Here is a 20894-nt window from a genome sequence, read left to right as displayed (position 1 = left end):
TTTAACGCCCGCCCCATACTTTTTGCTCTGGCCGGACAATTAAGAAGTGTGACGGTCGTCACTCATAAAGTGAGCGAGCGCTTACTCTTTTGGGATTTTATAGATAAAGTAAGACGCGGTATCGGCCTTTAATTCACTGCCGCATCCTGTTTCAACACGATCTTATCGGGAGAAGATATGAATCGGTTTATCGTCGCAAACGCTAAGGACTGTATCGGCTGTAAAGCCTGCGAGATTGCCTGTGTGATTGCCCATAACAATGGCGCTTATCCTGAAAGCGCGGAAAATTTTACCCCACGTATCCACGTCTTTCATAAAGCAGAGCTGCATACGGCGGTCACCTGCCATCACTGCGAAGACGCGCCCTGCGCCGCCCTGTGCCCGACACAGGCCCTGGTGAAAAAAGCGCACAGTATTCAGGTCATCGCCACCAAATGCATCGGCTGTAAAACCTGCGTCATTGCCTGTCCCTTCGGCGCGATATCCGTGGAGGCAACGGAAAAAACGCCGGATACCGCATCCGCTCACAAATGCGACCTCTGTATCGACAGAGCCGAGGGTCAGGCTTGCGTTGAGGCCTGCCCCACCCACGCGCTGCGTTTAGTTAGTGAGCACACACTAAAGCAGCAGCGTCAGGAAAAACAGCGCCAGACGGCACAGCGTTCCGCGCCCGGCAACTGGCGCGCCGCGCCGCCCTATAACCCATCGCGTCCCCCTCTGCTGAATAAACGCAAAGGCTGGCCGCGAATGGACGCCATTAAGAAACCGCTAAACGAGCGCGTTTCCACGTTCAATGAAATCTACCTGGGCTTTACGCCGGAGCAGGTCCAGGATCAGGGCGGACGCTGCATGACCTGCGGTCAGCACTCCGTCTGCGAATGGACTTGCCCGCTGCATAACAACATCCCTGAACTTCTGCGTCTGGCGAAAGAAGGCCGCATTATGGAAGCCGTGGAGCTGTCGCATCGCACCAGCAGTCTGCCCGAGATCTGCGGACGGGTCTGCCCACAGGATCGTCTGTGCGAAGGCGCCTGTACGCTCGGAAAAGAAGCATATGGCGCGGTGACCATCGGCAACATCGAGCGTTACATCACCGACAGCGCGCTGAAAATGGGCTGGAAACCCGATCTGACTCAGGTCAAGCCGACCGGTAAACGGGCGGCGATTATCGGCGCGGGCCCCGCCGGGCTGGCCTGTGCGGATGTCCTCACGCGTAACGGCGTCAAAGCGGTGGTCTTCGATCGTCATCCGGAGATAGGTGGCCTGCTGACATTCGGCATTCCCTCCTTCAAGCTGGATAAAGACGTACTCATCCAGCGCCGTGTCCTGTTTGAGGGCATGGGCATCGAATTTCATCTCAATACCGAGGTCGGGCGCGATATCTCGCTGACGCAACTGTTGGATGAATTCGACACCGTTTTCGTCGGCGTCGGCACCTACCGCTCCATGAAAGCCGGCCTGGATAATGAAGACGCGCCGGGCGTTTATGATGCGCTGCCGTTCCTGATTGCCAATACCAAACGAATTATGGGCCTGCCGGACCTGGAAGATGAACCTTATGTCTCGATGCGAGGCAAACGCGTGCTGGTGCTTGGCGGCGGCGATACCGCCATGGATTGCGTACGCACTTCAATACGTCAGGGGGCGGAGTCGGTCACCTGCGCCTACCGTCGCGATGAGGCGAATATGCCGGGGTCGAAAAAAGAGGTGAAAAACGCCCGCGAGGAGGGGGTGGAGTTCATGTTCAACGTGCAGCCGCAGAAAATCTGCCTCAACGAGCAGGGTGAAGTTTGCGGCGTCAGCCTCATCCGTACCGAGCTGGGAGAGCCGGATGCCAGCGGCCGCCGCCGTCCGCAGCCGGTTGCAGGCTCCGAGTTCATCCACCCGGTGGATGCGGTGATTACGGCGTTCGGCTTTCAGTCTCACGCGATGCCGTGGCTGGATGACGCAGAAGTACAGCGCAATAAGTGGGGGCAGATCGAGGCTCAACCGCTCGGCCGCCATGCCTGCCAGACCAGTCATCCACGCATTTTCGCCGGCGGTGACGCCGTGCGCGGCGCCGATCTGGTGGTCACGGCGATCGCTGACGGCCGTAAGGCGGCGCACAGCATGATCAACGCGATGAGCGAACCGCAGATGGTCACGGCGACAGCCCGCGTCGACTCGCAGGAGCTGGTGCGATGAATGCGTTCGTGATTGCCGACGCCAGCCAGTGCATTGGCTGCCGCACCTGTGAAATCGCCTGCGCCGTCGCCCATACGGGCGGCGGGCTCAGCGGCCTGAATACCGCGTCGTTTGCCCCCAGGCTAAAGGTCATTAAAAGCGCCGAGGTCAGCGTGCCGGTGCTTTGCCATCAGTGCGAGAACGCGCCCTGCGCCAGCGCTTGCCCGCAGGAAGCCTTGGTCGCGCAAAACGACAGCATTCAGGTGATATCCTCACGCTGTATCGGCTGTAAAAGCTGCGTCATCGCCTGTCCTTTCGGCGCCATTCAGATCGCGGCCGCAGCGCAGGGTGAGGCGCGCAGCGAAGTCCGCAAGTGCGACCTGTGCCACGGCGTGGCCGATGGGCCTTCCTGCGTTAGGGTCTGCCCAACCTCGGCCCTGCGGCTGGTCACGCCCGACGACCTGCGCCGACAAAGGGAAAAGCGGCAATGGCAGTCGGCCGGAGAGAATATCCATTCGCACAGCGAGTAGCATTTCTGGCGGGTTTCGGCGCTACGAAAGCAGATAAAATGTCCGTCATTCCATCAGGCCGCGCTCTTGTCTCTCAGGCGCTTCCGTTGACGATGGCTCTCCTTGCTTCATTGAAGTAAGGAGAGGTTTTTGACGAAAGCAGATTAAGTACCAATTATCAAATAATAATCCGTTAATTTGCATTTAGTTAATATTTTTGTCTGTAATATATCGCATCACAGCGTTTATATCGTCTCTGCTAACCTCGGACGCCACGATTTGCGTCATTATCATGGAGTGAATTATGACCTGCCATTTCGTCAGGTGGACCAGCAAGGAAGTTTTGCCCAGTCTGCAACGCCTGTCTGACGACCTGATCGCTTCAACGCAGAGTTTTTCAATGAAGCGGCGCGAACGCTATCTGAAAAGCCGGGCGCTATTGGCAGAGCTCATGTTTTATCTGTTTGGCTATCCGATGCTGCCCCCTTTGATGACCGCGCCCAACGGCCGCCCCTGCTTTAGCGATATCAACCTGCCCAGTTTCAGTCTGGGCTACGCGGGGAATACCATCGGGCTGCTATTGAGCGAGTCGGGCAGTGTGGGGATGAGTATGGAGATCGTCCACGTGCGGACGCCTCGTCAGCCGCAGTCGGTATGGCAGACGCAGGCGGAGAAAGCATGGGTAGACGCTCAGATCGATCCGCTTGAAGCCGCCTCTCAGCTCGCCGCCATCCGCCAGTCCGTGCTCAAAATACCGGAATTCAATCCGGGAGGCAGCGAGTCGCTGAAGCTTCATCCGGCGTCCGGGAGACTGCGCGCGGCGCATTTGCCGGAGGTGGAGGCGATGAGCGACATCGATGATTATCTGGCCTGGGCCTGCGCACGGACGCCTTTGTTGAACCGTCTGGTCCTGTGGAACTACGCGGTGGAGGAAGGGCTTAGCAAAACGTCGGAGATTATTCAGCAACAGCGCCAGTCGGCGCGATTTATGAAATTGACCAGCCACCCGGCGGAGAAAAAATAAACGCGGCTATCGCCGCGTCGTTATTTTTTATCGTCATCAGGAAATAGACAGCTTACCGTCATCGTCCCTGACACGCCGTATCAATAGCTTAGCCCCACGCCGTCTTAGCCGGGCGAAACCTCAATGTGCGTCGACGAAGACGATTTTCAGCAGGAACAGCAAGGCGACCACCACCACACACGGGCTGATTTCACGCCAGCGTCCCGTCGCGGCCTTCATCACGCAGTAGGAGATAAACCCGAGGGCGATCCCTTCCGTGATGGAGAAGCTGAACGGCATCATGACGGCAGTGATAAACGCCGGCACGGCTTCCGTCAGATCTTCCCATTTCACGCGAGAAAGGCTGGATGTCATCAGAACGCCCACATAGATCAGCGCGCCCGCCGCCGCGTAAGCCGGCACCATTCCCGCCAGCGGCGACAAAAACATCACCAGCAGGAACAACACGCCCACCACCACGGCCGTCAGGCCGGTACGGCCGCCGACCGATACGCCGGAAGAGCTTTCAATATAAGCCGTGACGGAGGATGTGCCGATAAAGGCGCCCGCGACGGAGCTGATGCTGTCCACATAGAGGGCGCGCTTCATCCCTGGAAACTTGCCCTTTTCATCCGTCAGTCCGGCTTTTTCGGTCACGCCGATCAGCGTACCGGAGGAGTCGAACAGGTTAACCAGCATGAAAGAGAAAATAACGCCGGAGAGTCCGAGGTTTAACGCCCCCGCCAGATCAACCTGGCCAACGATATTGGTGACGCTCGGCGGCAGCGAGAAGACGCCGGTGTATTTCACATCCCCCAGCAGCAGCCCGATGGTCGTCGTAATAACGATAGAGATCAGCACCGCAGCATGAATGTTGCGTGAGGCGAGCACCACGATGATGAAAAAGCCGAGCACGCCCAGCAACACGCTGTGCGACGTCAGTTTACCCACCGCAACCAGCGTGTCCGCATTCGGCACGATAATCCCGGCGTTTTTCAGCCCCATCATCGCGATAAACAGACCAATACCGCTGGCGATCCCCAGACGCAGACACTGCGGGATATGGGCGATCATCCAGTAGCGGATCTGGAACACGGACAGGAGCAGGAAACCGATTGAGCCCCAGAAAATAGCCCCCATCGCCACCTGCCAGGACAGGCCCATCGCGCCGACCACGGCAAAAGCGAAAAACGCGTTAAGACCCATCGCAGGCGCCAACGCCACCGGCAAGTTCGCCAGCAAGCCCATCAGAATACTGCCGAAGGCGGCGATCAGACAGGTGGTGACAAAGACGGCCTGCGTATCCATACCGGCCACGCCGAGGATTTGCGGGTTAACAAAAACGATGTAGACCATCGTCAGGAAAGTCGTGAAGCCCGCGATCGTTTCAGTACGCGCCGTGGTGCCGTGCTGACGTAATTTGAACACGCGTTGCAGCAGCCCACGCTCAGACGCGGAGCCAGTTTGAGATTTATCCATGAGTCATAATAGCCTGAAGAAAGGGAAAGATTATCCGTCAGGTATCCTATACCAAAATTCTCAGCGGTTGACGCTGCCGCCCTGCTTTTTTATCTACCATAAGTACATCCTATGAATGTGCGGAAAGCGGCCGAAGGATGAAGGTAAGAACACGGCGCATTGGCCGGCTAATCCGGCCTTTGCCTTCGGCTCCATGCCATTGCAGCCGCGCCATTGTGCAGTAAAGTAGAGGTATCTTTTGTCTCTCCGGTTAAGGCAGGCCATGTCCCAGATTGAGTGCGTTTTGTTTGACTGCGACGGAACGCTGGTCGATACCGAAGTTCTGTGCTGTCAGGCCTACGTCAATGTGTTCGCCACCTACAACGTGTCTCTGGCATTAGAACAATTTATCGCCGAGTTTAAAGGCGTCAGGCTTCACGACATCATTATCCGCACCTGCGAACGTTATCATTTGACGCAAGAGACGGCCGTGCTGGAGCAGGCGTATCGCGACGAGATCGCCCGTTTGTTTGAGGCGGCCCTGCAACCCATCCCGGGTGTACGCGAACTGCTGGAAAAACTGCAGGTGCCGACGGCGGTCGTCTCTAACGGGCCGGTGAGTAAAATGCAGCGCACGCTGGGGAAGACGGCGCTTTTGCCCTTTTTCAACGACCATATTTACAGCGGCTACGACATTCAGACCTGGAAACCGGATCCGGCGATCCTCTACTACGCCGCTGACCAGATGAAGGTGGCGATTGAACGCTGTATTTTGGTGGAGGACTCAGAGGCTGGCGTACAGGCGGGCATCTCCGCCGGGATCCCGGTGTTTTACTACTGCGCCGATACGCTTAACAGGCCCATTCATCACCCGCTGGTCACCCGGTTCGACGATATGCGCCAACTGCCCGCGCTCTGGCGCGAGCGCGGCTGGTCTGCGTTGACGTCAGAGCGCTGAGCCGTCAAGCCGCCGCCTTGCCTCGGGCGACTTTCTGGTGGCTCCGGCGGCGGCCATAGCGGCGGCTGATGCCGGTCGCCAGCACATCCAGCGCCAGACACATGACGAAATAAACCAACGCCACGAACAGGAAGACCTCCAGCGGATACACCATACTGCGGTTGTTGACCTGCGTCGCCAGAAACGTCAGCTCGCCGACGCCCACGATATATGCCAGCGACGTATCTTTGATCAGGGAAATCCACTGGTTGATGAATGAAGGCACCATCATGCGCAGCGCCTGCGGCAAGACGATATAGCCCAGCGTCTGCCAGCGGTTGAAGCCGAGCGACAACCCCGCCTGCCACTGACCGCGGCCTATCGCCACAATCCCGGCTTTAACCCCGTGGGCGAGGTAAGCTGAGGCGATCAGCGCCAGCGCGCAAACGACGGTGGTGATCTCAGGGATATCCACGCCGAATACCACCGGCAACAAGAAATAGGACCAGAAAATCAGCATGATGACGGGAATGGCGCGGAAAAATCCCAGCACCATCGCCAACAGGGCGGCCAGCCAGCCTCGGGACATGGCGAGTGCGATGCCAAACAGCGTGCCCAGCACGGCCGAGGCGACGCCCGCTATCAGGCTAATCGCCAACGTCAGCGCCGCGCCACCCAACGACCCATCGGGAAACGTCCCCCACATCAGATAGGTGAAGTTATCGCGGATGATCGTAAAATCCATTTCAGCGCGCCTCCGTCGACTTTCTCTGTTGACGCCACATGCCCCATCCTTCAAGCACAGCAATGGCGCCGATATAAAACACCGTGGCGACGCCAAAGGCCTGAAAGGTACGCAGCGTTTCGGTCTCCACCTGACGTGATGCGTAAGACAGCTCCGCCACGCCGATCGCCATCGCCAACGACGAGTTCTTGATGACGTTCATGTACTGCCCCAGCAGCGGCGGAAAGGCGATGCGCAGCGCCTGAGGCAACAATACGTAACGCATAGCCTGCCAGCCGGACAGGCCGAGCGCCTGCGCGGCATACTTCTGCCCTGTCGCGACGCCGGCCATCCCCGCGCGCAGCTCTTCGGCGATGAAGGCGCTGGAATAGAGCGTCAAGCCCAGCAGTCCGGCGAGAAATTCAAAGGAAGGCCACGGCAGTGCGAATCCCAACGCAGAAAGTTCATGCGAGGCATTCAGCCACTGCATCACCCACGACGGAAACAGCTGACCGGTCCCGAAGTACCAGAAAAATAGCTGGACCAGCAGCGGCGTGTTGCGGAACAGGGCGCTATAGGCGACAGCCAGCCAGCGCAGAACAAGGACACGACTGTCCCGCGCGGCGGCCAGCAGCATGCCGAATAGCGAGGCCAGAACCACTGTGGCGGCGGACAGGCCGAGGGTCATCAGGAAACCTTGCCACAGCCATGTCAGGTATTGCGGCGCCAGCAGCCACTGCGTCAGCCAGTGTTGTATCGTTTCAGCAAACATCATAAACAATGATGTCCTCCGCGATGCGGAGGACGAATGAGAGCATCAGTCATCGGAAGGGATATCAGCTTTTAAGTTGTTGGTCTAACGGCGCAAACTTAAAGTCGCCGCGCGGCTGAGCGGAAAGCGTATCCGGCCCGAACCAGCGGTTGTAGATCCTCTCTGCCTCACCCTGTTTTTCCAGATCCGACAGCGCGTCGTTGACCTTTTTAGTCAGCGCCTCTTCTCCTTTAGGAATACCCATGCCTTGGTATTCTCGGGTAATGCTGAACGACGAGATTTCAAACTCCGCCTTCTGCGCCGCCGGGATGTTCGCCAGCAGACCAACCAGTTTGGCGTCATCCTGGGTGATCGCCTGCACGTTGCCGTTACGCAGCGCCGCGAAAGCCAGCGGGGTATCGTCATAAGAGATAACCTTGGCCGTAGGGTAGTGCTCGCGCAGCGTAATTTCCTGCACGGTGCCTTTATCCGCCCCAATGCGCTGACTTTTGATGTCTTCCGGCGTTTTCAGCACGCCTTTGCGGGCGATGAATTTTTGTCCGGTGGTGAAGTAAGGAATACTGAAGTTGACCTGTTTGGCGCGTTCGTCGGTGATCGTGAAGTTAGCGGCGATGAGATCGACTTTTTTCGATACCAGCAGAGGGATGCGGTTTGCGGGGTTGGTGGCGCGCAGCTCGACGTTAACGCCCAGCGCTTTGCCGACGGCTTCGGCAATATCAATATCGTAGCCCACCAGCTTTTTACTCTGGGGATCCACATAGCCAAACGGCGGATTACTATCGAAAACGGCGACTTTCACCACGCCGGACTTCTGAATATCCGCCAACTTATCCGCCTGCGCGATCCCTGAAAGCGCGGTCAATCCGGCCACCAACGTCAACGTTAAAAAACGATTTCTCATAGGTTATCCCTGCCTCCTTTTTCTAGGGCATAGGCTAACACCAGACTAAACGTAGGGAAATAACATATCCGACTATAATATAATCTTATGTTACATATCCGGCCGGTTACACGATTTTCCTGACGGGAAAAGAAAAGCCCCGCGGTGCGGGGCCTTCTCGGTAATATGATCACAAGACGTTAGCTGTCTTTTTTCGCATCGTTTTCGATGAGCAATTTTTCCAGCGCGTCGCCGCCGACATGGCGGAAATCCTGACCTTTCACGAAATAGAAAATAATTTCGCAGATGTTCTGACAACGGTCGCCGATGCGCTCGATGGAACGGGCGCAGAACAGCGCGGTCAACACGCTCGGGATGGTGCGCGAGTCTTCCATCATGTAGGTCATCAGCTGACGCACGATGCCCTCGTACTCCTTATCCACCTTGCGGTCTTCCCGGTAGATGCGGATCGCCTCTTCCAAATCCATACGGGCGAACGCGTCCAGCACGTCGTGCAGCATCTGCACCGTGTGCAGCCCCATCGACTCCAGGCTGACCAGCAGCGGCTGATGCTGGTGGGAGAATTTCTCCAGCGCCGTGCTGCAGATTTTGTCCGCCACGTCGCCGATGCGTTCCAGTTCAGAAATCGTCTTGATGATCGCCATGACCAGACGCAGATCGCTCGCCGTGGGCTGACGTTTGGCAATGATGCGCACGCAGGCCTCATCAATGCTCACTTCCATCATATTGACCTTGGCGTCGCCTGCGATGACGCGTTTGGCCAGGTCTTCGTCCTGGTTATGCATCGCCGTGATGGCATCCGTCAGTTGCTGTTCAACCAGCCCGCCCATCGTCATCACCTGAGTGCGAATGTGCTCAAGCTCGGCATTGAACTGACCGGAGATATGTTTATTCAGATTGAGGTTTTCCATCAAACTCCCCTGATCAACCGTAGCGACCGGTGATGTAGTCTTCGGTCTGTTTCTGCTGTGGCGCAGTAAACAGCGTGTCGGTGTCGCTGAATTCAATCAGCTCTCCCAGGTACATGAACGCCGTATGATCGGAACAGCGCGCTGCCTGCTGCATATTATGGGTGACAATCACCACGGTGTACTCTTTCTTCAACTCGGAGATCAGCTCTTCGATGCGGCCCGTCGAGATCGGGTCCAGCGCCGAGCAGGGTTCGTCCAGCAAAAGCACGTCCGGCCGGATGGCGATCCCGCGCGCGATGCACAGACGCTGCTGCTGACCGCCGGACAGGCTATAACCGCTCTGGTGAAGTTTGTCTTTCGTTTCCTGCCACAGCGCCGCCTTGGTCAATGCCCATTGCACCCGTTCATCCATTTCGACGCGAGACAGCTTTTCGAACAGGCGAACGCCGAAGGCGATGTTGTCATAAATCGACATCGGAAACGGCGTCGGTTTCTGGAAAACCATGCCCACTTTGGCACGCAGCAGGGCGATATCCTGACTATCGGTGAGGATGTTGTTTCCGTCCAGCAGGATTTCCCCTTCGGCGCGCTGCTCCGGATACAGCTGGTACATTTTGTTCAGGGTGCGCAGCAACGTGGACTTACCGCAGCCCGACGGGCCGATAAACGCGGTAACCTGATTCTGCGCGATATCCAGCGTGATGTTTTTCAGCGCGTGAAATTTTCCATAATAGAAATTCAGATCACGCACCTGGATTTTGCTGGTGGATGTCTCAGTAACGATACTCATCAAGACTTCTCTCTTCTAGCGGTGTTGCTGCTACGCAACACTCGACAGGGTTTCAGGCGCTTTTCTTAGCGAACAGCACGCGCGCCACAATATTCAGCAACAGAACGCAGAGCGTAATCAGCAGCACGCCGGCCCAGGCCAAATCCTGCCACTCTTTGAACGGACTCATAGCGAACTTGAAGATGGTGACCGGCAGGTTGGCTATCGGGTTCATCAGATCGGTGCTCCAGAACTGATTCGACAGCGAGGTGAACAGCAGCGGCGCCGTTTCCCCGGCGATGCGCGCCACCGCCAGCAAAATCCCGGTGATGATGCCGGACACGGAGGCTTTCAGGGTAATGGCGGAAATCATTTTCCACTTCGGCGTCCCCAGCGCATACGCCGCTTCGCGCAGGCTGTCCGGCACCAGCTTCAGCATGTTCTCGGTCGTGCGGATCACGATAGGCACCTGCAGCAGCGCCAGCGCTATCACGCCGGCCCAGCCGGAAAAGTGCTCCATCTTCGCCACGACCAGCGTGTAAACGAAGAGACCGACCACGATGGAAGGCGCCGACAGCAAAATATCGTTAATGAAGCGAATCACTTCGGCGATGAGCGACTTACGGCCGTACTCCGCCAGATAGATGCCAGCCAGGATGCCGAGCGGCGTGCCGAACAGCGTGGCCCACAGGATGAGCAGCCCGCTGCCGACGATCGCATTCGCCAGACCGCCGCCGGGAGTATTGGGCGGCGGCGTCATTTCGGTGAACAGCGCCATCGACATGCCGTCGAATCCCCGGGTAAAGGTGGAGAACAGAATCCAAATCAGCCAGAACAGCCCGAACGCCATAGTCAGCATGGACAGACACAGCGCGATGCGGTTCTTCTGACGACGCCAGGACTGCATTTTTCGCCGGTTGCGCGCTTTCTCGTCGCGGCGTTCGATTTCCATCGTCGCCATCAGCTTGCCCCCTCATTTTTCGCCAGACGCGTGATCATGAATTTTGAGCAGGCCAGCACAATGAACGTAATCACAAACAGAATCAGCCCCAGCTCCATCAGCGCCGCGGTATGCAGGCCGCTTTCCGCCTCGGCGAATTCGTTGGCCAGCGCGGAGGTGATGCTGTTGCCGGGCATGAACAGCGAGGCGCTGTCCAGTTGATAGGTATTGCCGATAATGAAGGTCACCGCCATGGTCTCGCCTAACGCGCGTCCCAGACCCAGCATGACGCCGCCGATCACCCCATTTTTGGTGAACGGCAGCACAATATGCCAGATCACTTCCCAGGTGGTGCAGCCAATGCCGTAAGCCGACTCTTTCATCATCACCGGCGTCTGCTCAAAGACGTCGCGCATGACGGCGGCGATGTAAGGGATGATCATGATGGCCAGAATCACGCCGGCGGCCAGAATACCAATGCCGAAGGCAGGACCGGAGAACAGCGCGCCCACGAACGGAACCGCTGACAGGACGTTTCCCACCGGCTGTTGAAAATATTCAGCGAACAGCGGAGCAAAAATAAACAGCCCCCACATGCCGTACACGATGCTGGGGATCGCCGCCAGCAGCTCAATGGCGACGCCCAGCGGACGCCTCAACCAGCCGGGAGCCAGCTCCGTCAGAAACAGCGCGATGCCGAAACTGATGGGAATGGCGATGATCAACGCAATCAACGACGTGACGATAGTGCCGTAAATCGGGACCAGCGCACCGAACTTCCCCGCAGGCGCATCCCACTCTTTCGTCCACAGGAATGAAAAACCGAAGGCTTGAATACTGGGCCAGGACGCAATCATCAGCGAAACGATAATACCGCCCAGCAGCAGCAACGTTAACAGCGCCGCCAACCGGACTATCGCGCCGAAGATCACGTCGCCATGTTTTCCTGGTGGAGTAATGGTTGGCTTATATTCAGCCATACAACTCTCTTCCTAATAAACTGGGATAACCCAATGAAATGTTCAAAGGTGGATAGGCCGTTTCCGGTTTATCCACCTCTCTGTTACTACATGATGGGAAACGTTCTATCGTACAACACACCATTAGTACAGGGCTTTACCCTCACTGTCTTTAATCTGGGTTTTCCACGCGGCGCGAACCTGTTCGACGACCTCTTTCGGCAACGTCGCGTAATCCAGCGCTTCCGCCTGAGCGGCGCCTTTATCGTAAGCCCAGTCGAAGAACTTCAGCACTTCCTTGCCGATTTCCGGTTTGCTCTGCGTTTTTTGCAGCAAGATGAAGGTGGTGGAGGTAATTGGCCACACATCGTCGCCTTTCTGATCGGTCAGATCCTGCGCGAAGGACTGGCTCCAGTCCACGCCTTTCGCTGCGTTGCTGAACGAAGCGCCAGACGGGCTGACCGCTTTACCGTCCGCAGAGATCAGCTTGGTGTAAACCAGGTTGTTCTGTTTGGCGTAAGCGTATTCGACGTAACCGATCGACCCCGGCAAGCGCTGTACGAAAGCGGCGATCCCGTCGTTGCCTTTTCCGCCCAGACCGGTCGGCCAGTTCACCGTGTTGCCGGAACCGACTTTCTCTTTCCACTGCGCATTCACTTTCGCCAGGTAGCTGGTGAACACGTAGGAGGTGCCTGACCCATCGGCGCGGCGGACGACGGCGATATCCTGGTTCGGCAGCGTCGCATTCGGGTTCAGCTTGGCGATGGCCGGGTCGTTCCATTTCTTGATGGTGCCCAGGTAGATATCACCCAGCGTCTTGCCGTCCAGCGTCAGTTCGCCCTGCTTCACGCCCTGAACGTTGACCGCCAGCACGATACCGCCGATGACGGTCGGAAACTGAAACAGATGATCCTGAGTCAGCTTTTCATCCTTCAGCGGAGCGTCGGATGCGCCGAAGTCTACGGTTTTAGCCGTCACCTGCTTCACCCCGCCGGAAGAACCAATGCCTTGATAGTTAACTTTATTGCTGGTTTCTTTCTGGTAGGAGTCAGCCCATTTGGCATAGACCGGAGCGGGGAAGGTCGCGCCTGCGCCGGTGATGTTAACGGCAGCGAAGGCAGAAACGGCAGTCAGAGAAACACCTGCTGCAACAAGACTGGCAACAGTGGAACGAATCAGTTTCATAATCCCTCCTGTGGGATATTATCAACGTGTAGACCCAGAGCGAGCGTGTATTATCAGAGTGTAGTTTGCTGAAGCAAAAAATAGGTCAATTGGATGACAGTAAAATGTATGAAATATGACATTTTTATGACGATCACAGTGTTTACCATGACTCTTTGATGACCCCCTTATTTCGTAGTTAATTCGCACCTTTCTACGCCTGCGTCGTTTCATCCGTCTTCGCTATTTTCACCCGGACGGAACGGCAATTAACGCCGAATTAAACGACGCGCGGGTTTATTTTCCTACCTTAATCACCATTCAGTGAATCCCCCTTTATACGTAAGAAAGGACGAAATAACCCCACTCACAAAGCCGAAGAACACCGCCATATCAATAATCCGGATAGAAAAACAATCACCCACAAAATCAATAATTAGCATCAAAATAAATTACGGTAAGAGTGTGACTAAAATATCTAAAAATGACATCAAGGATTTTTTTATCGATTATTTTTCTTTGAAATGGAAAGGCGCTGAATAAATTCTTACAAGAAACGGAGGGGATTAAAATGAGACCAAGTCGCGATATTGGATAACCCGCGGGTGAAACAGGTTATCCGGTAAATAAGAGAGCGTATTACTTCCAGCGGTGGAAAATCAGCGAGGTGTTGATGCCGCCGAACGCAAAATTATTCGACTGCACATAATCCACCTCAATACGCCGAGGTTCGCTCATGATGTAGTCCAACTCGCCACACTCTTCGGCTGGCTGCCGTAAATTCAGCGTCGGAGCAAACCACCCCGCACGCATCATTTCAATCGACATCCAGGCCTCCAGCGAACCGCAGGCTCCCAGCGTATGGCCGAAATAGCTTTTCAACGAGGAGATGGGCGTAGAGCGACCGAACACCGCCGCCGTCGCCAGGCTTTCCGCGATATCGCCGCGATCCGTCGCCGTGCCATGCGCATTGATATAGCCGATATTTTTCGGCGACAAGCCGGCGACGCGCAGAGCGCCTTCAATGCATAGCTGCATGGTTTCGCGCTGAGGTTGGGTGATATGCGCCGCATCGCAGTTGGTGTAGAACCCCACCAGCTCCGCATAGATGGTCGCACCGCGCGCCACGGCGTGGTCCAGCGCTTCCAGAATTAACGTCCCGGCCCCTTCTCCAATCACCAGACCATCGCGTCCGGCATCGAACGGCGCCGGGGTCGTTTCCGGGGCGTCATTGCGCTGGCTGGTAGCAAACAGCGTATCGAAAACGGCGGCTTCCGACGGACACAGTTCTTCAGCGCCGCCCGCCACCATCACCGTCTGATAGCCGTGCCGGATGGCTTCCCACGCATAACCGATGGCCTGACTGCCGGACGTACAGGCGCTGGATGTGGGGATCACGCGTCCCCGCAGGCCGAAGAACAGGCCGGCGTTTACGGCCGTGGTGTGAGGCATCATCTGGACATACGTCGTTCCAGTGATGTTGTTGGTGTGTTTCTCCGTCAGCATGGTGGCAAATTCGCTGACCGGCCCGGTGCTGCCGGTGGAAGAGCCGTAGGCAATGCCGGTCTCGCCGTTGGTCAGGACAGGATGCCCCAGCAGACCCGCCTGTTCCAACGCCAGCTCCGTCGCACGCGTCGCCAATAGCGACACCCGGCCCATTGAGCGGATGCGCTTGCGCGTATAGTGCTCAGGCAGCTGGAACGACTTTATGGGCGCGCCCAGCAGCGTGTTCAGGCCGTCATAGACCTGCCATTCCGGCATTTTGCTTACCGCGTTGCGGCCGGACAACAAACCGCGGGAGACGCTTGCCCAGGATTCGCCAAACGCGGTTACCCCGCCCATTCCCGTCACCACCACACGACGCATTACAGCATGCCTCCATTAATCGAAATCACCTGTCGGGTCACATAAGCTGCGATATCCGACATCAGATAACTCGCCAATCCGGCGACCTCTTCTGCTTGCCCCATGCGCTTCATGGGGATCATTTTCATCGCCTCGTCCACGGCGACGGGCTCCATCTGAATCATGCCGGTATCAATCAACCCCGGCGCGATGCAGTTCACCGTGATCTTGCGTTTAGCCAGTTCGATGGCCAGCGCTTTCGTCGCGCCGATAATTCCGGCCTTGGCCGCGCTGTAGTTAACCTGACCGCGGTTTCCCATCAGACCGGAGACGGACGATAGCGTGATGATGCGGCCCCCCTGACGCAGGCCGATCATCGGCATGACGCAGGGGTGGATCACGTTATAGAAGCTGTCGAGGTTTGTGTGAATGACCCGATCCCACGCGTCTTCATCCAGCGCGGGAAAGGCGCCGTCACAGGTGATGCCCGCATTATTGACGACGCCATAATAGGCCCCGTGACGCTCGATATCCTGCTCAATCTCCGTGCGGCATTGCTCACGATCGGCGATATCGAATCCGATAATGCGGCCCTGACCGCCTGATTCAACCATCTGGCGCAGCGTCTGCTCGGCGCCTTCCCGATCGCGATGATAATGCACCGCCACCGTAAACCCGTCCGCCGCCAGACTCAAAGCGATGGCCTGACCGATCCCTTTGCTGGCGCCTGTTACCAAGACTGAACGACTCATTCGTTTTCTTCCTGCTCTAATAATTGTTGCAGCTCGGCTTTGTCCGGCTGGTAGGTATTCAGTCTGCCGGAAGCGAACGACGCTCCCGCGATCGCGATATCCCCTTCGAAGCTGCCTATCTTCTCATCGCGCATCAGTAGCCTGACGCGAATATCCAGCTGCGATCCGGCGGGAAAGGATTCCTGCTGACAACGATAACCGCGTCCGCCCAACAGCATGCCGGGCTGCGGCTTCACGTCCCTAACCTGACGCTGATGCCAGCCGGACCACACGCCGACGGTCTGGGCGATGATCTCGATGCCGAACCAGACGGGCAGATTCCCCTCAGCATCCAGAAAAGGCGCCAGTACGCCGGTATCCGAGACGCTCACCCGGCAATGGGCGCCGTCGTCATCAATGGCGACCACCTCTTCCACCAGCACCATCGGCGTTTGATGAGGCAGGTAACGCTCTGCGCAAGCATATTCAGCCATCATGCCTCCCCAAAATCAGGCAGGCATTATTGCCGCCAAATGCGAAAGAGTTGGACAGAATGACGGGACGCGCCAATTCCTCGGGTTCAGTCAGCACACCGCACGGCGGCAGTTCATCATCCTGTTCGCTCTGGGAAAAATCCTGCGGCGGCAGCGGCAGGCCGCGCGTCAGCAGCAGCCAGCACAAGGCGGCCTCGCCAATCCCCGCCGCCCCCAACATGTGGCCGGTCAGATGTTTGGTGGAACTGCTGGGGACCGTGCTGCCGAACACGCGGTGAACCACCTGAGACTCAATCTGATCGTTGAGCTTCGTCGCCGTACCGTGCAGATTGATGTAGCCCAAATCTTGCGGATCCAGGCCGGCGGCGTCCAACGCCATGCGGATCGCTCGTTCGGCACCCTCGCCCTCCGGGTGCGGAGCGGACATATGATAAGCATCCGACGACTCGCCGACGCCGAGCACGGCTATCTCGGCCGGCTCCCGGCCAATCAACATCAGCGCGCCACCCTCTCCGATGGTAATGCCGTCGCGCTGTTTGCCGAACGGCGTACAGCGTTTTTCGGACAGCGACTCCAAACTGTCGAACCCATTTAACGGCATCCGGCTCAGCGTGTCTGCCCCGCCGACGATGGCGACGTCCGCCAGCCCCGCATCGATCAGCCGTTTTCCGCTGATGAGCGCACGCGAACTGGAGGAGCAGGCGGTGGATATGGTGTAGGCCGGTCCGTGCAGACCGAGGTAAGAGGCCAGAAAACGCGACGGATCGCCCAGCTCCTGCTGTTCATAGTGATAATCCATCGTCTGGTCGCTGACGTAGCAATCCGCTTCATCCAAGCCTGAGGTGCTGGTTCCCATCACGACGGCCACGCGTTCCGCCCCAAACCGGGCTATCGCCGCGTTAACCTGCGGAAGTATCTGCTGCAACGCAGCCAGCAGCAGTTGGTTATTGCGGCTTTTATGCTTCGCCAGCGCATCGGGGATCGCCGGTAGTTCAGCCATCACCTTTCCCGTCCAGCAGGTCCTGTCGTGCAATAACCAGCGGTGATCGGGGCTCATGCCGGGCGCGACGGAGCGCGACAAATTCAGGGCAATTTCGTCATTATCGTTGCCCAAGGCATTCAACATGCCTGCGGCATGGATATATATCATGACTCGCCATCCAACGGTTGAACGGCAATCTTATAGCCGAAGACGAACTGCTGAACGCTGACCGGCTCGCGCAGGTTGTTTCTGGTCATATAACGAATTTCCGTAATCAGGTTGCCGCGATTATCGCGCAACTGCCTGGCGTCGCCGCGATCTTGCAACGACCATCCTGCCGGAAGCTGGGGCAGCCAGGCGGCGATAGGCCAGTGGCTGAGCATGATGTCCGCCAGCACCTGATTGGCGGGCGGCATTTCGGGCAGAACGATGGACTGCTCGGTGTGGATGCCCGCCGCATCATACGTGATGAGGAAAAGACGAATCCCCAAAGAGGACAATCCGGCCAGCGAAAGGCGCCGTTCATCCGCGCTCAGCATCACCATCAAAGACTGCCGTTTTCCCTTATAAGTACTGGTCAGCAGCTGCTGCTGATTGACCGCGGGCGTTATCGCCGGCGCGGGCAGCGTGACCCTCACGCCCGGCTTAAGCCAGGCCTGAGGACGGTTGTCCTGCGATTTACCGGCGCAGGCGGCCAATAACAGGCTGAAAAACACCAGCACCACATTGCGTAATAACATTATTTTTTCTTTCCTTTCGAATCCGGTAAAGCCAGCGGCGCCAGTAAAAAGGCGATAAAAATACCACCGCACAGAACGATGCCAAAGCTGCTAATGGCCTGTGTGCCGCTAAAGACCAGCATGCCGAGCGTCAGCAACGTCGTACACATCGCCAGCACCACCGCCAACAACGAGGTCATCGGCGTGCCGCGCGGGTTGCTGAAGAACAGCGTGTAGTTGATGCCGATGCCGAGCACCAGCACCAGCGCGAGCAGAGAAAACAGGTTAAGCGCATGGCCGCTCAGCGCCAGCAGGGCGAGCGCGCCGCCCAAAGACAGGACCGACGGCACCACGCTCAGTAACCCCTTGCGCACGCCGAGACGCACCGCATAGCTCAACGCAATCGCCGCGACCGCCGCGATCAGCAGCCAGCTCAGCATGACGCGATAGAAGCCAAACAGGTGATCAAAGCTGCTTTTGCGGTCGATCCAGATAACGCCCGTCGTTTCCTGAGCCAGACGCGCCAACGCCGCGCTATCGCGAACGCCATTGACCGGTACCAGAGCACCGCTGCGGCCGTCAGGCAATGTCAGCCAGAGCAGCCGCCATCCCTCGCTCAGGGGACTGTTCAACCAGACCTCCGGCGTCACCGGCATCGGCTTCACATCCGGCGCAGAAACGCTCACGCCCGCCTCTTGCAGTCGCGCCACCACGGTAGCCGCAGCGGCGGCGATCAACCGTTCATCCTGCTGTTGCTGCGCCCGAGAAGCCAGCGGCAGCAACCGGTAGGACATCAACCAGCGCTGTTTTTGAGCCTCCTGGAGCCGGGGGGCCAGCTGTTCCAGGCGCTGCAGCGTTTGCTCAGCGCTGTCGCCGTACACGACGAACCAGGTTTGATCCCCGCCCTGTCCGGTCAACGCCGTGACCTGGCGCTCCTGCTGCACCAGCGCGGCGGGCATCGACTGTAGCTTCGAGATGTCGTCATCGATCTTGAGCTGCCACATGCCGATAACGGCGAACGCCAGCACGCCGAAGGGGATCCCCCAACGCACCCGCCGATTTCGACGCCATGCCGCCAACCAACGCCCTAACAGAACCATCGCCGGAATAGGACGCACCGGCAGCCCCCGCACCAAGCGCGGATACCAGCAAATGACCGTCAGACAGGAGGCGGCCAGCCCCGTCGCGGCGAAAATCGCCAGCTGCTGCAATCCGGGGAACGGCGCCAGCACCATGATCAGATAGGCCGCCACGGCCGTCCCCAGCGCCAGCAGCAAACTAGGCAGCACCTTACGTAAGCTTTCCAGCGGCGATACCGCGCCGCCGTGCACCATGCGCTCGGTCAGGTAGTACAGCGTGTAGTCGGCCGAGATGCCGACAATACTGACGCTCATCACCAGCGTCATCAGGTGCAGTTCGCCGAACAGCAGCAGCGTAAAGACCGTTCCGGCCAGCGCGCCAATCGCCACGGACAGCGCGCACAGCAACAGCGGCCGGGGCGAGCGGAAGACGGAAAATACCAACAGCAGCACGCCCACCATGGTCGCCGTCCCTAGCGTAGAGACATCCTGCTTCGCCTGCTGGCTGGCATGGTGGCTGAAAAGCACGGTGCCGCGCGTCAGCACCTGCGCGTCGGGATACCGGGTTTTCAGCGCTTCCTGTAAACGTGTCAACTTCTCGACCAGCCGCTGTCCCTGCGCCATATCGAACGAGTCGCCGTTAAGCTCGCCGTGTAAAAAGTACCAGCGCTGACCGTGCTTATCCTGCGCGCTCAGCCATCCCTGCGATAGCCCGAGCCGGCTGGCCTGCTGCTGCAACGCTAATTGCGAACCTCGAACCAGCATCAGCGGATCGTGCGCCAGCTCCTGACCGCTGACCCCGGAGAAGGCGGAATAGAGCTGCGCCAGCACCCAGTCCGCCTGCGCGCCGCCGCCCTGCCGAAGGCGCTGACGCGTGGCGTTATCGATCAGTCCGTTACGATATTCGTAGGCAAACTTGCCCCACGCCTTCTGCTGCTCGGCGTCGATAGGGCCTTTGACCTGCTTGATCTCCGGCCATGTCCGCAATTGCTGCAGCCACCACGCGGCGGGTGCCGGATCGTCCTGTTGCCCCGCCGCAACGAGCCAGACCATCTGCTGGTCGAGCCGCTGCATAAACCCCGCCTGCAGTTCCGGCGGGATGTCGCCCATCGACTTATCGGGCAATAACGCCAGCACACTGTTGTTGATGCGAGCCTGCGGCCACAGCAGCGTCAGCGCCACCAATAACGCCATGCAGCATCCGCCCCAGACGAACGCCGCCCGGCGATGCCATTTAGAAAACGAATCGTTTTTGCTCATCATCGCTCAATGTCCGGGGCGTCAGACGCTGGTTGCTAAGGGTTATCCGGGTGAGATCGCCCTGACGGTCGTTGAGCTCTATCTGGTCCAGATATTCACGGCCGTTGAGGGTGATGGCGTTGAATAATTTATCCAGCGGCGAGGTTTTCGGCGTTAATACCAGTCGCCACCGCCGATCGCCCAGGTCGGCGAAATCAAGCGTGAAGTTTTGCTCCAGCACCTGACGGTCGGCCTGAAACAGCGCGCGCAACAGGTGGTTGAACTGAAACATCTGCGGATTGCTCTCCGCGGTCACAATCTGCGGCGCCTGCCCGTTCATGACCTGCACCATTCGTTGTTCGTCCAGCACCAGCGTCAGCGGGAAAGGCTTGGCCTGATGCCACCACAGCCCTTTTTGCTGTGCGATCAGCATTTCTCCGCTGGATTTAAGCGGTTGCGCCATCCCTTTGATTTCACGCGTCTGGGTAAACGCCGCCCGCACGACCGGCTGACTGCTGAAACGCTGCTGTAGCGCTTCCAGCGTCATGGCCTGCGCCGTCAGGCTGAACATCATCATCACGGCAAAACCGATTAT

Annotated in this window: 20 protein-coding genes; 4 read left to right on the top strand and 16 right to left on the bottom strand. The window is 57.9% G+C overall.

The window, feature by feature from the left end; all coding sequences use genetic code 11:
• Nucleotides 1-177 precede the first annotated feature (177 nt).
• The 3 genes from aegA (at nucleotide 178) to I6N93_RS17025 (ending at nucleotide 3696) form a co-directional block, all read left to right on the top strand.
• Nucleotides 178-2184, top strand: coding sequence for a formate-dependent uric acid utilization protein AegA (gene aegA / locus I6N93_RS17035; protein WP_085687704.1), 2007 nt, complete (start codon nucleotides 178-180; stop codon nucleotides 2182-2184).
• Nucleotides 2181-2693 carry a 4Fe-4S dicluster domain-containing protein gene (locus I6N93_RS17030; protein ID WP_085687706.1) on the top strand — a complete coding sequence of 171 codons (513 nt, stop codon included), beginning with the start codon at nucleotides 2181-2183 and terminating at the stop codon, nucleotides 2691-2693. The genes aegA and I6N93_RS17030 overlap by 4 nt, the downstream gene beginning before the upstream one ends.
• Before the next feature lie 283 nt (nucleotides 2694-2976).
• Nucleotides 2977-3696, top strand: coding sequence for a 4'-phosphopantetheinyl transferase family protein (locus I6N93_RS17025; protein ID WP_085687708.1), 720 nt, complete (start codon nucleotides 2977-2979; stop codon nucleotides 3694-3696).
• 120 nt (nucleotides 3697-3816) lie between these two features.
• On the opposite strand, the gene I6N93_RS17020 is transcribed toward I6N93_RS17025, so the two are convergent.
• Entirely contained in the window at nucleotides 3817-5154 is a 1338-nt protein-coding gene (locus I6N93_RS17020) for an NCS2 family permease (protein WP_085687710.1), read from the bottom strand.
• A 262-nt stretch (nucleotides 5155-5416) separates the two neighbouring features.
• Here I6N93_RS17020 and yieH point away from each other — a divergent pair, with 262 nt between their 5' ends.
• Nucleotides 5417-6091: a 6-phosphogluconate phosphatase gene (gene yieH / locus I6N93_RS17015; RefSeq protein WP_085687712.1), complete on the top strand. Its 675-nt coding sequence runs from the start codon at nucleotides 5417-5419 to the stop codon at nucleotides 6089-6091.
• Nucleotides 6092-6095: 4 nt separating this feature from the next.
• Here the strand turns inward: yieH and I6N93_RS17010 are convergent, their stop codons facing one another.
• The 15 genes from I6N93_RS17010 to I6N93_RS16940 form a co-directional block, all read right to left on the bottom strand.
• The gene (locus I6N93_RS17010) at nucleotides 6096-6815 is read right to left on the bottom strand and encodes an amino acid ABC transporter permease (protein ID WP_085687713.1); all 720 of its coding nucleotides are present in this window, start codon (nucleotides 6813-6815) and stop codon (nucleotides 6096-6098) included.
• Between the two features lies 1 nt (nucleotide 6816).
• Nucleotides 6817-7566 carry an amino acid ABC transporter permease gene (locus I6N93_RS17005; RefSeq protein ID WP_373853581.1) on the bottom strand — a complete coding sequence of 250 codons (750 nt, stop codon included), beginning with the start codon at nucleotides 7564-7566 and terminating at the stop codon, nucleotides 6817-6819.
• A gap of 64 nt (nucleotides 7567-7630) precedes the next feature.
• Nucleotides 7631-8467, bottom strand: coding sequence for an ABC transporter substrate-binding protein (locus tag I6N93_RS17000; protein WP_085687717.1), 837 nt, complete (start codon nucleotides 8465-8467; stop codon nucleotides 7631-7633).
• Between the two features lie 179 nt (nucleotides 8468-8646).
• Nucleotides 8647-9378 (bottom strand): phosphate signaling complex protein PhoU, encoded by a 732-nt coding sequence (gene phoU / locus I6N93_RS16995; protein WP_085687719.1) that lies wholly within the window; start codon nucleotides 9376-9378, stop codon nucleotides 8647-8649.
• A 13-nt stretch (nucleotides 9379-9391) separates the two neighbouring features.
• Nucleotides 9392-10168, bottom strand: a complete 777-nt coding sequence (gene pstB, locus I6N93_RS16990) for a phosphate ABC transporter ATP-binding protein PstB (RefSeq protein ID WP_026738579.1) — start codon at nucleotides 10166-10168, stop codon at nucleotides 9392-9394.
• Nucleotides 10169-10220: 52 nt separating this feature from the next.
• Nucleotides 10221-11108 carry a phosphate ABC transporter permease PstA gene (gene pstA, locus I6N93_RS16985; RefSeq protein ID WP_085687721.1) on the bottom strand — a complete coding sequence of 296 codons (888 nt, stop codon included), beginning with the start codon at nucleotides 11106-11108 and terminating at the stop codon, nucleotides 10221-10223.
• Nucleotides 11108-12067 (bottom strand): phosphate ABC transporter permease PstC, encoded by a 960-nt coding sequence (gene pstC / locus I6N93_RS16980; protein ID WP_085687723.1) that lies wholly within the window; start codon nucleotides 12065-12067, stop codon nucleotides 11108-11110. The genes pstA and pstC overlap by 1 nt, the downstream gene beginning before the upstream one ends.
• A gap of 123 nt (nucleotides 12068-12190) precedes the next feature.
• Nucleotides 12191-13231 carry a phosphate ABC transporter substrate-binding protein PstS gene (pstS, locus tag I6N93_RS16975; protein WP_085687725.1) on the bottom strand — a complete coding sequence of 347 codons (1041 nt, stop codon included), beginning with the start codon at nucleotides 13229-13231 and terminating at the stop codon, nucleotides 12191-12193.
• A gap of 618 nt (nucleotides 13232-13849) precedes the next feature.
• The gene (locus I6N93_RS16970) at nucleotides 13850-15076 is read right to left on the bottom strand and encodes a beta-ketoacyl-ACP synthase (protein WP_085687727.1); all 1227 of its coding nucleotides are present in this window, start codon (nucleotides 15074-15076) and stop codon (nucleotides 13850-13852) included.
• Nucleotides 15076-15807 (bottom strand): 3-ketoacyl-ACP reductase FabG2, encoded by a 732-nt coding sequence (locus tag I6N93_RS16965; RefSeq protein WP_085687729.1) that lies wholly within the window; start codon nucleotides 15805-15807, stop codon nucleotides 15076-15078. Before I6N93_RS16965 ends, I6N93_RS16970 begins: the two co-directional genes overlap by 1 nt.
• Nucleotides 15804-16280 (bottom strand): ApeP family dehydratase, encoded by a 477-nt coding sequence (locus I6N93_RS16960; protein ID WP_085687731.1) that lies wholly within the window; start codon nucleotides 16278-16280, stop codon nucleotides 15804-15806. The genes I6N93_RS16965 and I6N93_RS16960 overlap by 4 nt, the downstream gene beginning before the upstream one ends.
• Nucleotides 16273-17430 (bottom strand): beta-ketoacyl-[acyl-carrier-protein] synthase family protein, encoded by a 1158-nt coding sequence (locus I6N93_RS16955; protein ID WP_085687733.1) that lies wholly within the window; start codon nucleotides 17428-17430, stop codon nucleotides 16273-16275. The genes I6N93_RS16960 and I6N93_RS16955 overlap by 8 nt, the downstream gene beginning before the upstream one ends.
• The gene (locus I6N93_RS16950) at nucleotides 17427-18002 is read right to left on the bottom strand and encodes a DUF3261 domain-containing protein (RefSeq protein WP_176222548.1); all 576 of its coding nucleotides are present in this window, start codon (nucleotides 18000-18002) and stop codon (nucleotides 17427-17429) included. Before I6N93_RS16950 ends, I6N93_RS16955 begins: the two co-directional genes overlap by 4 nt.
• A complete protein-coding gene (locus tag I6N93_RS16945) occupies nucleotides 18002-20323 on the bottom strand; it encodes an MMPL family transporter (protein ID WP_085687735.1) in 2322 nt (773 codons plus the stop codon). The genes I6N93_RS16950 and I6N93_RS16945 overlap by 1 nt, the downstream gene beginning before the upstream one ends.
• A complete protein-coding gene (locus I6N93_RS16940) occupies nucleotides 20295-20876 on the bottom strand; it encodes a LolA family protein (RefSeq protein ID WP_036150133.1) in 582 nt (193 codons plus the stop codon). Before I6N93_RS16940 ends, I6N93_RS16945 begins: the two co-directional genes overlap by 29 nt.
• Nucleotides 20877-20894: the final 18 nt, after the last annotated feature.

The sequence above is a fragment of the Lonsdalea populi genome (assembly GCF_015999465.1).
GTDB classification, from domain to species: domain Bacteria; phylum Pseudomonadota; class Gammaproteobacteria; order Enterobacterales; family Enterobacteriaceae; genus Lonsdalea; species Lonsdalea populi.
The sequence above is the reverse complement of the archived record's forward strand: the minus strand, read 5'-3'. Positions and strand labels throughout refer to the sequence as shown.

Bases quoted from the DNA above. Each gene is read 5' to 3' on its own strand.
- aegA (WP_085687704.1), top strand. From the start codon at position 178: ATGAATCGGTTTATCGTCGCAAACGCTAAGGACTGTATCGGCTGTAAA.
- I6N93_RS17030 (WP_085687706.1), top strand. From the start codon at position 2,181: ATGAATGCGTTCGTGATTGCCGACGCCAGCCAGTGCATTGGCTGCCGC.
- I6N93_RS17025 (WP_085687708.1), top strand. From the start codon at position 2,977: ATGACCTGCCATTTCGTCAGGTGGACCAGCAAGGAAGTTTTGCCCAGT.
- I6N93_RS17020 (WP_085687710.1), bottom strand. From the start codon at position 5,154: ATGGATAAATCTCAAACTGGCTCCGCGTCTGAGCGTGGGCTGCTGCAA.
- yieH (WP_085687712.1), top strand. From the start codon at position 5,417: ATGTCCCAGATTGAGTGCGTTTTGTTTGACTGCGACGGAACGCTGGTC.
- I6N93_RS17010 (WP_085687713.1), bottom strand. From the start codon at position 6,815: ATGGATTTTACGATCATCCGCGATAACTTCACCTATCTGATGTGGGGG.
- I6N93_RS17005 (WP_373853581.1), bottom strand. From the start codon at position 7,566: ATGTTTGCTGAAACGATACAACACTGGCTGACGCAGTGGCTGCTGGCG.
- I6N93_RS17000 (WP_085687717.1), bottom strand. From the start codon at position 8,467: ATGAGAAATCGTTTTTTAACGTTGACGTTGGTGGCCGGATTGACCGCG.
- phoU (WP_085687719.1), bottom strand. From the start codon at position 9,378: ATGGAAAACCTCAATCTGAATAAACATATCTCCGGTCAGTTCAATGCC.
- pstB (WP_026738579.1), bottom strand. From the start codon at position 10,168: ATGAGTATCGTTACTGAGACATCCACCAGCAAAATCCAGGTGCGTGAT.
- pstA (WP_085687721.1), bottom strand. From the start codon at position 11,108: ATGGCGACGATGGAAATCGAACGCCGCGACGAGAAAGCGCGCAACCGG.
- pstC (WP_085687723.1), bottom strand. From the start codon at position 12,067: ATGGCTGAATATAAGCCAACCATTACTCCACCAGGAAAACATGGCGAC.
- pstS (WP_085687725.1), bottom strand. From the start codon at position 13,231: ATGAAACTGATTCGTTCCACTGTTGCCAGTCTTGTTGCAGCAGGTGTT.
- I6N93_RS16970 (WP_085687727.1), bottom strand. From the start codon at position 15,076: ATGCGTCGTGTGGTGGTGACGGGAATGGGCGGGGTAACCGCGTTTGGC.
- I6N93_RS16965 (WP_085687729.1), bottom strand. From the start codon at position 15,807: ATGAGTCGTTCAGTCTTGGTAACAGGCGCCAGCAAAGGGATCGGTCAG.
- I6N93_RS16960 (WP_085687731.1), bottom strand. From the start codon at position 16,280: ATGGCTGAATATGCTTGCGCAGAGCGTTACCTGCCTCATCAAACGCCG.
- I6N93_RS16955 (WP_085687733.1), bottom strand. From the start codon at position 17,430: ATGATATATATCCATGCCGCAGGCATGTTGAATGCCTTGGGCAACGAT.
- I6N93_RS16950 (WP_176222548.1), bottom strand. From the start codon at position 18,002: ATGTTATTACGCAATGTGGTGCTGGTGTTTTTCAGCCTGTTATTGGCC.
- I6N93_RS16945 (WP_085687735.1), bottom strand. From the start codon at position 20,323: ATGATGAGCAAAAACGATTCGTTTTCTAAATGGCATCGCCGGGCGGCG.
- I6N93_RS16940 (WP_036150133.1), bottom strand. From the start codon at position 20,876: ATGATGATGTTCAGCCTGACGGCGCAGGCCATGACGCTGGAAGCGCTA.